11 protein-coding genes are annotated in these 15,168 nt (G+C 70.2%); all 11 read left to right on the top strand.

What is annotated here, in order from left to right:
- The first annotated feature begins 304 nt into the window (after positions 1 to 304).
- Complete coding sequence (gene uvrC / locus WN71_RS04315; protein WP_046584698.1) at positions 305 to 2,494, top strand: excinuclease ABC subunit UvrC; 2,190 nt, start codon at positions 305 to 307, stop codon at positions 2,492 to 2,494.
- Complete coding sequence (gene rapZ, locus WN71_RS04310) at positions 2,491 to 3,537, top strand: RNase adapter RapZ (RefSeq protein WP_046584699.1); 1,047 nt, start codon at positions 2,491 to 2,493, stop codon at positions 3,535 to 3,537. Before uvrC ends, rapZ begins: the two co-directional genes overlap by 4 nt.
- A complete protein-coding gene (locus WN71_RS04305; RefSeq protein WP_046584700.1) occupies positions 3,534 to 4,628 on the top strand; it encodes a gluconeogenesis factor YvcK family protein in 1,095 nt (364 codons plus the stop codon). Before rapZ ends, WN71_RS04305 begins: the two co-directional genes overlap by 4 nt.
- Positions 4,619 to 5,608, top strand: coding sequence for a DNA-binding protein WhiA (gene whiA, locus WN71_RS04300; RefSeq protein ID WP_046584701.1), 990 nt, complete (start codon positions 4,619 to 4,621; stop codon positions 5,606 to 5,608). The genes WN71_RS04305 and whiA overlap by 10 nt, the downstream gene beginning before the upstream one ends.
- Positions 5,609 to 6,138: 530 nt before the next feature.
- Positions 6,139 to 9,093, top strand: a complete 2,955-nt coding sequence (locus WN71_RS04295) for a M14 family metallopeptidase (RefSeq protein ID WP_046584702.1) — start codon at positions 6,139 to 6,141, stop codon at positions 9,091 to 9,093.
- Between the two features lie 251 nt (positions 9,094 to 9,344).
- A complete protein-coding gene (gene gap / locus WN71_RS04290) occupies positions 9,345 to 10,355 on the top strand; it encodes a type I glyceraldehyde-3-phosphate dehydrogenase (protein ID WP_046584703.1) in 1,011 nt (336 codons plus the stop codon).
- A gap of 127 nt (positions 10,356 to 10,482) precedes the next feature.
- Entirely contained in the window at positions 10,483 to 11,694 is a 1,212-nt protein-coding gene (locus WN71_RS04285) for a phosphoglycerate kinase (protein ID WP_046584704.1), read from the top strand.
- Positions 11,695 to 11,699: 5 nt separating this feature from the next.
- Entirely contained in the window at positions 11,700 to 12,476 is a 777-nt protein-coding gene (tpiA, locus tag WN71_RS04280) for a triose-phosphate isomerase (protein WP_046584705.1), read from the top strand.
- Positions 12,477 to 12,605: 129 nt separating this feature from the next.
- Positions 12,606 to 12,836, top strand: a complete 231-nt coding sequence (gene secG, locus WN71_RS04275) for a preprotein translocase subunit SecG (protein ID WP_476756011.1) — start codon at positions 12,606 to 12,608, stop codon at positions 12,834 to 12,836.
- 210 nt (positions 12,837 to 13,046) lie between these two features.
- Complete coding sequence (locus WN71_RS04270) at positions 13,047 to 13,382, top strand: RNA polymerase-binding protein RbpA (RefSeq protein WP_003976875.1); 336 nt, start codon at positions 13,047 to 13,049, stop codon at positions 13,380 to 13,382.
- 296 nt (positions 13,383 to 13,678) lie between these two features.
- Positions 13,679 to 15,168 (top strand): glucose-6-phosphate isomerase (pgi, locus tag WN71_RS04265; protein WP_046584707.1); only part of this gene is annotated, 1,490 nt, incomplete at its 3' end.

The following is a 15,168-nucleotide window of genomic DNA, read 5'->3' as shown; positions in this document are numbered from 1 at the left end:
GACGCGGCCCCCGGTTTCCCCCGCGTCGGCGCGTGGCCCCGAGTTCCCCCGCATTGAAGCGTGTTGACCCTGCCCCGACAACACCTTGGTCCCGGCCGCGCGGGCGCACCTGGCCGAGCAGCGCCCCCCGTACGGCCCCGCCCGCCCCCGGCGCACTCCGGCGCGTGCCGGCCCCACGCGTCCCACCCCTTGCCCGGTCGGGCGGGAGGCGCACGGACACCGTCGCCGGCCCCTCCCCGCACCGACGCCGGAGGTTGTCCACAGCCCCGCCGGAGTGTCACCCCTCGCCAGTAGGGTGTGAGACATGGCCGACCCCTCCAGCTACCGCCCCAGGCCGGGTGAGATCCCGGACTCCCCCGGGGTCTACAGGTTCCGCGACGAGCACCGCCGGGTGATCTACGTCGGAAAGGCGAAGAGCCTGCGCCAGCGCCTGGCGAACTACTTCCAGGACCTGGCGGGCCTGCACCCGCGCACCCGGACGATGGTCACCACCGCCGCGTCCGTCGAGTGGACCGTCGTGTCCACCGAGGTGGAGGCGCTCCAGCTGGAGTACTCCTGGATCAAGGAGTACGACCCCCGGTTCAACGTCAAGTACCGCGACGACAAGAGCTACCCGTACCTCGCGGTGACGATGAACGAGGAGTATCCGCGGGTCCAGGTCATGCGCGGCCACAAGAAGAAGGGTGTGCGCTACTTCGGGCCGTACGGGCACGCGTGGGCGATCCGCGACACCGTCGACCTGCTGCTGCGCGTCTTCCCCGTGCGGACCTGCTCGGCAGGCGTGTTCAAGAACGCCTCCCGCACCGGCCGCCCCTGCCTGCTCGGCTACATCGGCAAGTGCTCGGCGCCCTGCGTGGACCGCGTCTCCGCCGACGAGCACCGCGACCTGGCCGAGGACTTCTGCGACTTCATGGCGGGGCGCACCGGCACCTATCTGCGCCGCCTGGAGACGCAGATGATGGAGGCGGCCGAGGAGATGGAGTACGAGCGGGCGGCCCGTCTGCGTGACGACATCGAGGCCCTGAAGAAGGCCATGGAGAAGAGCGCCGTCGTGCTCGCGGACGCGACCGACGCCGACCTGATCGCCGTCGCGGAGGACGAGCTGGAGGCGGCGGTCCAGATCTTCCATGTGCGCGGCGGGCGCGTGCGCGGCCAGCGCGGCTGGGTCACCGACAAGGTGGAGGCGGTCACCACCGGTGACCTGGTCGAACACGCCCTCCAGCAGCTCTACGGCGAGGAGACCGGGGACGCGGTGCCCAAGGAGGTCCTCGTCCCCGCCCTGCCCGAGCCGGTGGACCCGGTGCAGGAGTGGCTGAGCGGCCGCCGCGGTTCCCACGTCTCCCTGCGCATACCGCAGCGCGGCGACAAGCGCGCCCTCATGGAGACCGTCGAGCGCAACGCGCAGCAGGCGCTCGTGCTGCACAAGACCAAGCGCGCCTCCGACCTCACCACGCGCTCGCGCGCCCTGGAGGAGATCGCCGACGCCCTCGACCTGGACAGCGCCCCGCTCAGGATCGAGTGCTACGACATCTCGCACCTCCAGGGCGACGACGTGGTCGCGTCCATGGTCGTGTTCGAGGACGGCCTCGCCCGCAAGAGCGAGTACCGCCGCTTCCAGATCAAGGGCTTCGCGGGCCAGGACGACGTGCGCTCCATGCACGAGGTGATCACCCGCCGCTTCCGCCGGTATCTGGCCGAGAAGGAGCGCACGGGCGAGTGGACGGACGGCGAGGACGCCGAGGCCGTCACGGACGGGGCGACCGTCGGTAGCGCTGCGCCGGACGGCGCGACCGTCGGCGTGGACACCACGGACGGCATGGCCGTCGGCGGGGACACCACGGCCCCGGCGCCGGACGGCACGACGACGCCCGCGCGGGACGGTCTCGGTGCCCTGAAGGACGAGGACGGTCGGCCCAGGCGGTTCGCCTACCCGCCGCAGCTCGTCGTCGTCGACGGCGGCCGGCCCCAGGTCGCCGCGGCGCGCCGGGCGCTGGACGAGCTGGGGATCGACGACATCGCGGTCTGCGGCCTCGCCAAGCGTCTGGAGGAGGTCTGGCTGCCCGGCGACGACGACCCGGTGGTGCTGCCCCGCACCAGCGAGGGCCTCTACATGCTCCAGCGCGTCCGTGACGAGGCCCACCGCTTCGCGATCACCTACCAGCGGGCCAAGCGCGCCAAACGCTTCCGTTCGAGCCCCCTCGACGACGTGCCGGGCCTGGGGGAGACCCGTAAACAGGCATTGATCAAGCACTTCGGTTCGGTGAAGAAGCTGCGATCCGCGACAATCGACCAGATCTGCGAGGTCCCCGGCGTCGGCCGCAAGACGGCCGAGACCATTGCCGTGGCGTTCGCCCAGGCGGCTCCGGCCGCACCCGCCGTGAACACGGCGACTGGCGAGATCATGGAAGAGGAGGAGCCCGGCCGGCCGGCGGGCCCCTCCGGGGAGCCCGTGACCGCGGGCGCCCCTGACGACCGACGGGGGCAGGAGACATGACCGAGCACGAGCAGCGGCCCGCAGCGGAGCCGGAACGGGCGCACAGCGAGACGGGCGAGGAACAGCCGCGCCAGGCCGAGCAGGATGGCGCCGGGAACGCGCGCCAGGCCGAGCAGGACGGCGCCGAGAACGACGGAGCACAGGTGAGTACGGACGTCACACCGGCGGGGACGCACGACGCGGGCATCCCCGAGCTGGTGATCATCTCCGGCATGTCCGGGGCGGGCCGGTCCACGGCCGCGAAATGCCTGGAGGACCTCGGCTGGTTCGTGGTCGACAACCTCCCGCCCGCGCTGATCCCCACCATGGTGGAGCTCGGCGCCCGCTCCCAGGGCAACGTGGCGCGGATCGCGGTCGTCGTCGACGTCCGCGGCCGGCGCTTCTTCGACAACCTCCGCGAGTCCCTCGCCGACCTCGACGGCCGCGGCGTCACCCGCCGGATCGTCTTCCTGGAGTCCTCCGACGACGCCCTGGTGCGCCGCTTCGAGTCCGTCCGCCGCCCGCACCCGCTCCAGGGCGACGGCCGCATCGTCGACGGCATCTCCGCCGAGCGCGAGCTGCTGCGCGAGCTGCGCGGCGACGCCGACCTGGTGATCGACACCTCCAGCCTGAACGTGCACGAGCTGCGCGCCAAGATGGACGCGCAGTTCGCCGGCGAGGAGGAGCCCGAGCTCCGCGCCACCGTGATGTCCTTCGGCTTCAAGTACGGCCTGCCGGTCGACGCCGACCTGGTCGCGGACATGCGCTTCCTGCCGAACCCGCACTGGGTCCCGGAGCTCCGCCCGTTCACCGGCGTCAACGAGGAGGTCGCGTCGTACGTCTTCAACCAGCCCGGCGCGAAGGAGTTCCTCGACCGCTACGCCGAGCTGCTGCGCCTGATCGCGGCCGGGTACCGCCGCGAGGGCAAGCGGTACGTGACGATCGCGATCGGCTGTACCGGGGGCAAGCACCGCTCCGTCGCCATGTCGGAGAAGCTCGCCGCGCGCCTGGCCGCAGAGGGTGTGGAGACGGTGGTCGTCCACCGGGACATGGGACGGGAATGACGGAACGCTCTTCCCGGCTGAGCAGGCTGCGCCGGGTGGTGCCGGAGGGCCGCGCCGCACGCGCGCTGTCCGAGACGCGCACCGCCCGCCCGCTCCAGGCCCGCGGCGGCCGCCCGCGCCGCCGCGGCGCCCAGCCCAAGGTGGTGGCGCTCGGCGGCGGCCGGGGCCTGTCCGCCTCGCTCGCCGCGCTGCGCCGGATCACCGGCGATCTCACGGCCGTGGTCACGGTCGCCGACGACGGCGGGTCCAGCGGCCGGCTGCGCGACGAGCTCGGCGTGCTGCCGCCCGGCGACCTGCGCAAGGCGCTGGCCGCGCTGTGCGGCGACGACGACTGGGGCCAGACCTGGGCCCGGGTCATCCAGCACCGGTTCCACTCGCAGGGCGACCTGCACGACCACGCGGTCGGCAATCTGCTGATCGTGGCCCTGTGGGAGCAGCTCGGCGACCATGTCCAGGCGCTGGACCTGGTGGGCAAGCTGCTCGGCGCGCACGGGCGGGTGCTGCCGATGTCGGCGGTGCCGTTGGAGCTGGAGGCGATGGTCAAGGGGCACGACCCCGAGCGGCCGGACGAGGTCGGGTCGGTGCGCGGCCAGGTCACGGTGGCGCTGACGCCGGGCGAGGTGCAGTCCGTGCACGTGGTGCCGCACGACCCGCCGGCCGTGCCGGAGGCGGTCGCCGCGGTGCTCGACGCGGACTGGGTGGTGCTGGGGCCCGGCAGCTGGTTCTCGTCGGTCATCCCGCATCTGCTGGTGCCCGAACTGCTGGACGCGCTGACGGAGACGCGGGCGCGCCGGGTACTCTCGCTGAACCTCGCTCCGCAGCCAGGAGAAACCGACGGCTTCTCCCCGCAGCGTCATTTGGAGGTTTTGGGCCGACACGCCCCTAAACTCGCCCTGGACGTGGTGCTGGCCGACGAGGCCGCCGTGCCCGACCGCGCCGAGCTCACCGAGGCCGCCAAGCGGTTCGGAGCGGCGGTCGAGCTGGCTCCGGTGGCCCGGAGGGACGGTACTCCGCGGCACGACACCGAGCTGCTGGCCGCCGCGTACGACCGTATTTTTCGGATGCATGGAAGGATCGGCCCATGGCGATGACGGCAGCGGTGAAGGATGAGATCTCCCGGCTCCCCGTCACCCGGACCTGCTGCAGGAAGGCGGAGGTATCCGCCATTCTGCGGTTCGCCGGCGGCCTCCACCTGGTCAGCGGGCGCATCGTGATCGAGGCGGAGCTGGACACCGCGATGGCGGCGCGCCGGCTCAAGCGGGACATCCTGGAGATCTTCGGTCACAGTTCCGAGCTGATCGTGATGGCACCGGGTGGCCTGCGGCGCGGCTCGCGGTACGTCGTGCGGGTGGTCGCGGGCGGCGACCAGCTGGCCCGCCAGACGGGCCTCGTGGACGGCCGTGGGCGTCCCATCCGCGGTCTGCCGCCGCAGGTGGTCTCCGGGGCGACCTGCGACGCGGAGGCGGCTTGGCGCGGGGCCTTCCTCGCGCACGGTTCGCTGACCGAGCCGGGCCGCTCGTCCTCCCTGGAGGTGACCTGCCCCGGGCCGGAGGCCGCGCTGGCGCTGGTCGGCGCCGCTCGTCGGCTGGCCATCGCGGCGAAGGCGCGCGAGGTGCGCGGGGTCGACCGGGTCGTGGTCCGGGACGGTGACGCGATCGGCGCGCTGCTGACGCGGCTCGGCGCGCACGAGTCGGTGCTGGCGTGGGAGGAGCGCCGGATGCGCCGGGAGGTGCGGGCGACCGCGAACCGGCTCGCCAACTTCGACGACGCGAACCTGCGCCGGTCGGCGCGTGCGGCGGTGGCCGCCGGGGCGCGGGTCCAGCGTGCCCTGGAGATCCTCGCGGAGGAGGTCCCCGAGCACCTCGCGGCCGCGGGCCGGCTGCGCATGGAGCACAAGCAGGCGTCGCTGGAGGAGCTGGGCGCCCTCGCCGACCCGCCGCTGACGAAGGACGCGGTCGCGGGCCGTATCCGCAGACTCCTGGCGATGGCCGACAAGCGCGCCGCGGATCTGGGCATCCCCGGCACGGAGTCCAGCATCACGGAGGAGATGGCCGACAACCTGGTCGGCTGACCACCCCGGCCGGGCTCGCCCCCCCCAGGGCGAGCCCCCGGGCCGCACCCACTCCGCCCCGCCCTGCCGGCCTGCTGTGGGCTGTGCCTACTCCGCCGCGCCCTGCCTGCCTGCTGTGGGCTGCACCCACTCTGCCGCGCCCTGCCTGCCTGCTGTGGGCTGCGCCTACTCCGCTGTGCCCTGCCGGCCTGCTCTGGGCTGCACCCACTCCGCTGCGCCCCCAGGGCGAGCCCCCGGGCCGCACCCACTCCGCCGCGCCCTGCCGGCCTGTTCCGGGATGCGTCTGCTCCGCCGCGCCCGGAGCCGGCCTGCTCCTGGATCTGGATCCACTTCGCTCAGGTGTGCGGCCCTGCTCCGGGCCGCTCCCGCCTCGCTCCGTGTACCCCGCTCCCCTGACCCCACGTCACCCCTCAACCCCCCAAACCTCGTTGAGCCGCGCGCAGCGCATTTGGCGCTCTTGACTCGATCTTGGTCTGACATGAGCCTGGCAACCTGTTCGCCGCTGTGGCGAATCACTGCTAGGGGGGTTCATGAGACACAGAGCGAGATCGATCCTCGCTGTCGGCGCGCTCCTGCTCGGCGGAGCGAGCCTCGCACCCATCGCCCAGGCACAGACCGGGAGTTCCGCCAAGTCCGACCCCGACGAGGTCAAGGTCTTCCGCGCCCAGGTGACCCAGAAGCAGTTGCCCCTGCTGCTGAAGGCCGGTCAGGACGGCCAGGAACTCGGGGAGCAGCTCAAGGGGAACAGCAAGACCGACGTCGAGCTGTACCTCACCGACAAGCAGGCGACGAAGCTGGAGAAGCAGGGCGTCGACCTGTCCGAGCACACCCTTTCGGCCAAGGCCGAGGCGCGCGTCGACGACGCCGCCGAGGGCGTGTTCCGGCCGTACAGCGGCACCGGCGGCCTGGAGGAGGAGATCTTAAGGACGGCCCAGGAGAACCCGGGCCTCACCAAGGTCGAGTCCATCGGCAAGACCGTGAACGGGCAGGACATCCTCGCGCTCAAGCTGACCAAGAACGCGAAGAAGTCGAAGGACGGCGCCAAGCCGTCGGTGCTGTACGTGTCCAACCAGCACGCGCGCGAGTGGATCACGCCGGAGATGACCCGCCGGCTGATGCACTACTACCTCGACAACTACACCACCGACCAGCGCGTCAAGAAGATCGTCGACAACACCGAGCTGTGGTTCGTGCTCTCGGCCAACCCCGACGGCTACGACTACACCTTCAAGAGCGACGACAACCGCCTCTGGCGCAAGAACCTGCGTGACGTCAACGGCGACGGCACCATCTCCACCGGCGACGGCGTCGACCTCAACCGCAACTTCGCCTACAAGTGGGGCTACGACGACGAGGGTTCGTCCCCCAACCCCACCAGCGAGACCTACCGCGGCGCCGCCCCCGAGTCCGAGCCGGAGACCAAGGCGCTCGACGACTTCGAGAAGCGCGTCGGCTTCACGTACGGCATCAACTACCACTCCGCCGCCGAACTCCTGCTCTACGGCGTCGGCTGGCAGGTCGCCACCCCGACCCCCGACGACGTGCTCTACAAGGCGCTCGCCGGCACGCCCGACAACCCGGCGATCCCCGGCTACCGTTCGCAGGTCTCCTCTGAGCTCTACACGACGAACGGCGAGGCGGACGGCCACGCGTCGAACGTCAACGGCATGGCGATGTTCACGCCTGAGATGTCGACCTGCCAGACCGCGTCCGACAGCGACCCGAACGACGCCTGGAACGCCGCGGACTGCGAGTCGGTCTTCAACTTCCCGGACGACGAGAGCCTGATCGAGAAGGAGTTCGAGAAGAACATCCCCTTCGCGCTCTCCGTCGCCGAGACCGCCGCCCACCCCGACACGCCCACGTCGTCGGTGGGCCTGAGCGCTGCCGACTTCACCCCGGCCACGTTCTCGACGTCGTACTCCCGCGGCGCGGACCAGGAGGTCTCCGTCGTCGCCCGCAAGGCCGTACGCGACAAGGAGCTCAAGTACCGCGTCAACGGCGGCCGTACGTGGGACCAGACGCTGAAGGCGTGGAAGGGCGGTGAGACCTACGGCGGCGCGGACAACCTCTACTTCGACGAGTACCGCGCCAAGGTGCAGGACGGCGTGCCCGGCGACAAGGTCGAGGTCTGGTACACCGGCGAGACGAAGGACGGCAAGAAGGTCTCCAGCCCGCACTTCACCTACACCGTGGCCGAGCGGCCCAAGGCGGACACCCTGGTGGTCGCCGAGGAGGGCGCGGCCGCCACGCAGGCGCAGGGCTACGTCGACGCGCTGAAGGCCGCGGGCCACAAGGCGATCGTCTGGGACGTCGCCACGCAGGGCGCGCCCGACGCGCTCGGTGTGCTGAAGCACTTCGGGACGGTCGTCCACTACTCCGGTACGGCGGGCCCCGGCAACGCGACCCAGCTCCAGTTGCGCGCCTACCTGAACGAGGGCGGCAAGCTGATCGAGGCGGGCGAGAGGGCGGGCGGCAGCGTCGACCTCGGTGACGGCACGCTGTCCGACGACTTCAGCCAGTACTACCTGGGCGCCTACTCCCGTACGTCGACCCCCGGCGCCACCGGCTTCACCGGCTCCGGAGCGCTCGACGGCTACAGCGGCACGCTGGGCGACGCGCCCGGGAATCCGCTGGACCGGGCGGGGACGTACACCGTGACGTCCGAGCAGCTGTCCACGGCGACGTATCCCCAGTTCACGAGCGCCGGGGCGGGCACGTTCACCGGCACGGTGAATCCGTACGCGCCGTACGCGGGCTCCTCCATGGCCGCGGCCGTGCACACCGACGACGCCTACAAGCGCCTCACCCGCACCATCGACCTCAGCGGTGTCACCGCGGCGGACACGCCGACGCTCCAGGCCCAGTTGCTCTGGGACACCGAGCCCGGCTACGACCACGCGGTCGTCGAGATCCACACCGTCGGCGCCGACGACTGGACGACCCTGCCCGAGGCCAACGGCAGGACCAGCACCACCGTGCCCAGCGAGTGCGAGGCCGGCTTCCTGGCCGCCGAACACCCCTGGATCAAGCACTATCTGACCGTCGGCTCCACCGGCTGCACCGCGAGCGGCTCCACCGGCACGTGGAACAGCCTCACCGGCTCCTCGAACGGCTGGGAGAAGGTGGACTACGACCTCAGCGCCTACGCGGGCAAGCAGGTCGAGGTGTCCTTCACCTACATCACCGACCCCGGCACTGGCGGTCACGGCGTGCTCCTCGACGACGCCTCGCTGGTCGTCGGCGGTACGGCGACGCAGACCGAGGGTTTCGAGACCTCGCTCGGCGCCTGGAGCGCGAGCGGGCCGCCCGCGGGCAGCCCGGCGGTGCTGAAGGACTGGGCGCGCACCGGAACGCTGTTCAACACCTACGGCGCCGTCAGCACCGACCGGACCGTGCTGCTGGGCTTCGGCCTGGAGCAGGTGCCGTCGGCGGCCGAACGGACGGCCCTGCTGAAGCGGGCGTTCACGGCGCTCGACAAGTGAGCCGACCCCTTCACGAACGAGTGACGTGGCGTCCAAAACCCCTGGACAATACGTGACATAGAAACATGATCCGACGTCGGATCGGAGGCGGTCCGTACCCCTACTGGCGGGTACGGATCGCCTCGCCGTGTATGAGGCATCTGGATGTCACCACGAGGGCCTCAGGGAGGTAGGGTCGGGGGTGGTCGGGGACATCCCAAACAGAGCTCGCCGGCTCCGCATGGCCGGCGTACCAACGAGGAGATCGGTTCGTGACGATCCGCGTAGGCATCAACGGCTTCGGCCGCATCGGGCGCAACTACTTCCGCGCGCTGCTGGAGCAGGGTGCAGACATCGAGATCGTGGCTGTCAACGACCTGGGTGACACCGCGACCACCGCCCACCTGCTGAAGTACGACACCATCCTGGGCCGCCTCAAGCAGGAGGTCTCCCACACCGCCGACACGATCACCGTCGACGGCCACACCATCAAGGTGCTCTCCGAGCGCAACCCCGCCGACATTCCGTGGGGCGAGCTGGGCGTCGACATCGTCATCGAGTCGACCGGCATCTTCACGAAGAAGGCCGACGCCGAGAAGCACATCGCCGGCGGCGCCAAGAAGGTCCTCATCTCGGCTCCGGCCAAGGACGAGGACATCACCATCGTCATGGGCGTCAACCAGGACCAGTACGACCCGGCGAACCACAACATCATCTCCAACGCCTCCTGCACCACCAACTGTGTGGCGCCGATGGCCAAGGTTCTCGACGAGAACTTCGGCATCGTCAAGGGCCTGATGACGACGGTCCACGCGTACACGAACGACCAGCGCATCCTGGACTTCCCGCACTCGGACCTGCGTCGCGCCCGCGCCGCCGCCGAGAACATCATCCCGACCACGACCGGTGCCGCGAAGGCCACCGCTCTGGTCCTCCCGCAGCTCAAGGGCAAGCTGGACGGCATCGCCATGCGCGTCCCGGTCCCGACCGGCTCGGCCACCGACCTGGTCGTGACGCTCCAGCGCGAGGTCACCAAGGACGAGGTCAACGCCGCGTTCAAGAAGGCCTCCGAGGACGGTGACCTCAAGGGCTTCCTGGCCTACACCGAGGACCCGATCGTCTCCTCGGACATCGTCAGCGACCCGGCCTCCTGCACCTTCGACTCCTCCCTGACCATGGTCCAGGAGGGCAACACGGTGAAGATCCTCGGCTGGTACGACAACGAGTGGGGCTACTCCAACCGCCTCGTCGACCTCACGGTCTTCGTCGGCGGCCAGCTCTGATCACCAGAGCCGGCACTTTGCTGTGAGCGCAGGGCTCGGACGGCGCAACGACGCGCCGCCCGAGCCCTGACTCGCGTACAGATCAGCCCTCGTACGATCAGAGCAGTCTCACCAGGAGTTCCCTCTCATGAAGACGATCGACGAACTTCTCGCCGAAGGCGTGGACGGCAAGCGGGTCTTCGTCCGCGCCGACCTCAACGTGCCGCTCGCCGACGGCCTCATCACCGACGACGGCCGCATCCGCGCCGTACTGCCCACCGTCAAGGCCCTCACGGCCGCGGGCGCCAAGGTGGTCGTCGCCTCCCACCTGGGCCGCCCCAAGGGCGCCCCGGACCCCGCCTTCTCGCTGCTGCCCGCCGCCGAGCGGCTCGGTGAACTCCTCGGCGCGCCCGTGGCGTTCGCCCAGGACACCGTCGGCCCCGCCGCCCACGACGCGGTGAACGGCCTCGAGCCCGGCCAGGTCGCGGTCATCGAGAACCTGCGCTTCAACGCCGGCGAGACGTCCAAGGACGACGCCGAGCGCGGCGACTTCGCCGAGCGGCTCGCCGCCCTCGCGGACGTGTACGTCGGCGACGGTTTCGGTGCCGTGCACCGCAAGCACGCCTCCGTCTTCGACCTGCCGGCCCGGCTGCCGCACTACGCGGGCTACCTGATCGCGGGCGAGGTCGGCGTCCTCAAGCAGCTCACCGAGGACGTCAAGCGGCCCTACGTCGTCGCGCTCGGCGGCGCCAAGGTCTCCGACAAGCTCGCCGTGATCGACCAGCTGCTCGGCAAGGCCGACCGCCTGCTGATCGGCGGCGGCATGGCCTACACCTTCCTCAAGGCCAAGGGGTACGAGGTCGGCATCTCGCTCCTCCAGGAGGACCAGGTCCCGGCCGTCAAGGAGTACATCGAGCGCGCCGAGAAGACCGGCGTCGAGCTGGTGCTCCCCGTCGACGTGCTCGTCTCGACCGAGTTCCCGGACCTGAAGGCCAAGGCCCCGACGAACCCGGAGACCGTCGCCGCGGACGCGATCCCCGCCGACCAGGAGGGCCTGGACATCGGTCCGGAGACCCGCAAGCTCTACGCCTCGAAGCTCGCCGACGCCGCCACCGTCTTCTGGAACGGTCCCATGGGCGTCTTCGAGCACCCCGACTACGCCGAGGGCACCAAGGCGGTCGCCCAGGCCCTCATCGACTCCCCGGCCTTCACGGTCGTCGGCGGCGGCGACTCCGCCGCGGCCGTGCGCCTCCTGGGCTTCGACGAGAACGCATTCGGCCACATCTCGACCGGCGGCGGCGCCTCCCTCGAATACCTCGAGGGCAAGACGCTCCCCGGCCTCGCCGCACTGGAGGACTGAACCGCATGAGTACGCGCACGCCGCTGATGGCGGGCAACTGGAAGATGAACCTCAACCACCTCGAGGCCATCGCGCACGTCCAGAAGCTCGCCTTCGCCCTGGCCGACAAGGACTACGACGCCTGTGAGGTCGCCGTCCTGCCGCCCTTCACCGACCTGCGCTCGGTGCAGACCCTGGTCGACGGCGACAAGCTGAAGATCAAGTACGGCGCCCAGGACATCTCGCAGCACGACTCCGGCGCCTACACCGGAGAGATCTCCGGGGCCATGCTGGCCAAGCTGAAGTGCACGTTCGTGGCGATCGGGCACTCCGAGCGGCGGCAGTACCACGACGAGACCGACGAGCTCGTGAACGCCAAGGTCAAGGCGGCCTACAAGAACGGCCTGACCCCGATCCTGTGCGTGGGCGAGGAGCTGGACGTCCGCGAGGCGGGCAACCACGTCTCCCACACCCTCGCCCAGGTCGAGGGCGGTCTGAAGGACCTCCCGGCCGAGCAGGCCGAGACCGTCGTGATCGCCTACGAGCCCGTCTGGGCCATCGGCACCGGCAAGGTCTGCGGCGCCGACGACGCCCAGGAGGTCTGCGCGGCCATCCGAGGCAAGCTCGCCGAGCTCTACGACCAGGAGCTGGCCGACAAGGTCCGCATCCAGTACGGCGGCTCCGTGAAGTCCGGGAACGTCGCCGAGATCATGGCGAAGCCCGACATCGACGGCGCCCTGGTGGGCGGCGCGTCCCTGGACGCGGACGAGTTCGTCAAGATCGTGCGCTTCCGCGACCAGTGACGAGAGCTGCGAGTATGCGGTAACGACGATTCGTCGTACCCTTGCGGGGTCCAGTGCTCGTCACTGGGCCCCGTCGTCTCAAACCGAGACCGTCCATCCGATGCCGAGGAAGTTGGTCCAGCCGTGATTCTGGGGTTCTCGATCGCCCTGATCGTCTTCAGCCTGCTGCTGATGCTGCTGGTGCTGATGCACAAGGGGAAGGGCGGCGGCCTGTCCGACATGTTCGGTGGCGGTATGCAGTCCTCTGTCGGCGGCTCCTCCGTCGCCGAGCGGAACCTCGACCGCATCACTGTCGTGCTCGGTGTGCTCTGGTTCGCCACCATCATCGTGCTCGGCCTTCTGATGAAGACGAACAGCTGAGCAGCATCTCACAGGCATACACATTCCGCACGTAAGGCCCCATGTTCGGTACGCGCACCTGAGCGCGGCCTATCATGGGGCTTGCGTCTAGGTGTGGGGCCTGTAACTCCCATCACTGGACGCGCGTTGGGCCTTACGTAGACTGAGGCGCTCGCAACGAGGCGAAACGCCGACTCGCTTCGCGGCACCATCACGCAGGGAGTTACGACCGTGGCAAGTGGCAACGCGATCCGAGGTAGCCGGGTCGGGGCGGGGCCGATGGGCGAGGCCGAGCGCGGCGAGTCCGCGCCGCGCCTGCGCATCTCCTTCTGGTGCTCCAACGGGCACGAGACACAGCCGAGCTTCGCCAGCGACGCGCAGGTGCCCGAGACCTGGGACTGCCCCCGCTGCGGCTTCCCGGCCGGTCAGGACCGGGACAACCCGCCGGACCCGCCGCGTACGGAGCCGTACAAGACGCATCTCGCCTATGTGCGCGAGCGGCGCAGCGACGCGGACGGCGAGGCGATCCTCGCCGAGGCGCTCGCCAAACTGCGGGGCGAGATCTAGTAGTTACGGCCGGCCGGGCACGTCAGGTGTCTGGCCGGAGCCGTCCGGACGGTGAGGTTGCCGCGCCCTTCTTTCCCGCGCCCTCGCCGTGGTTCTGTCCTGCGCGCCACGTCCCCGCGTCGACTCCGGTGCGCCCTGTCGCGCCGTTGATACCTGAACGTCGGCCGGACGTATGTGTTGTTGCGCCGTACGACGGCGGCGCGGTGCTCACGCCGATCGCTGATCAACTAGGTTGGTCGGGCAGCGGGGCAAGGCACGCCGCAGGGCAGAAGTAGGAAAGAAGGCTGAAGTCCGACATGAACGCAGACGGCCGTACCAGGCTCGACCAGAGGCCCGAGTGGACCGCGCTGACCGAACACCGTGAGGCACTCGGCGACGTGCAGCTGCGTGAGCTGTTCGACGCCGACCCCGAGCGCGGCGAACGCTGCACGCTCCAGGTCGGGGATCTGCACATCGACTACTCCAAGCACCTCGTCACCGACGACACGCTGCGACTCCTGCGTGAACTCGCCGCCGCCACCGATGTCTTCGGGCTGCGCGACGCGATGTTCCGCGGCGAGAAGATCAACACCACCGAGGACCGGGCCGTCCTGCACACCGCGCTGCGCGCGCCGCGGGACGCGGTGGTCGAGGTCGACGGGCAGAACGTCGTCCCGGGCGTGCACGCCGTGCTCGACAAGATGGCGCACTTCGCCGAGCGCGTCCGCTCCGGCGCGTGGACCGGCCACACCGGCAAGCGCATCAAGAACGTCGTGAACATCGGCATCGGCGGCTCCGACCTCGGCCCCGCGATGGCCTACGAGGTGCTGCGCAGCTACACCGACCGCGGTCTGACCGTCCGCTTCGTCTCCAACGTCGACGGGGCCGACCTGCACGAGGCCGTACGGGACCTGGACGCGGCGGAGACACTGTTCATCGTCGCGTCGAAGACCTTCACCACCATCGAGACGATCACTAACGCGACGTCCGCGCGCGAGTGGCTGCTCGGCGAGCTGAAGGCCGGTCAGGAGGCCGTCGCACAGCACTTCGTGGCGCTGTCGACGAACGAGGACAAGGTCACCGGGTTCGGCATCGACCCGGCCAACATGTTCGAGTTCTGGGACTGGGTCGGCGGGCGCTACTCCTACGACTCCGCCATCGGCCTCTCGCTGATGATCGCCATCGGTCCCGAGCGGTTCCGGGAGATGCTCGACGGCTTCCACCTCGTCGACGAGCACTTCCGTACGGCGCCGGCCGAGGCGAACGTGCCGCTGCTGATGGGGCTGCTGGGGATCTGGTACGGCAACTTCCACGACGCGCAGTCGCACGCGGTGCTGCCGTACTCGCACTATCTGTCGAAGTTCACCGCCTACCTCCAGCAGTTGGACATGGAGTCCAACGGCAAGTACGTCGGGCGGGACGGGCGCGAGGTCGACTGGCAGACCGGGCCGGTGGTGTGGGGCACGCCGGGCACCAACGGGCAGCACGCGTACTACCAGTTGATCCACCAGGGCACGAAGCTCATCCCGGCGGACTTCATCGGGTTCGCGCGGCCGGTCGACGATCTGCTGCCGGGGTTCGTCGCGCAGCACGACCTGCTGATGGCCAACTTCTTCGCGCAGACGCAGGCGCTGGCGTTCGGCAAGACGCCGGAGGAGGTGCGGGCGGAGGGGGTGCCGGAGGAGCTGGTGCCGCACAAGACGTTCAAGGGCAACCACCCGACGACGACCGTGCTGGCGGAGGCCCTCACGCCGTCCGTGCTGGGGCAGTTGATCGCGCTGTACGAGCACAAGGTGTTCGTGCAGGG

Origin of the sequence: Streptomyces mangrovisoli, assembly GCF_000974985.2 — a bacterium.
In the GTDB taxonomy this organism is placed as follows: Bacteria; Actinomycetota; Actinomycetes; order Streptomycetales; family Streptomycetaceae; genus Streptomyces; species Streptomyces mangrovisoli.
This window is presented reverse-complemented; position numbering and strand designations above follow the sequence as displayed.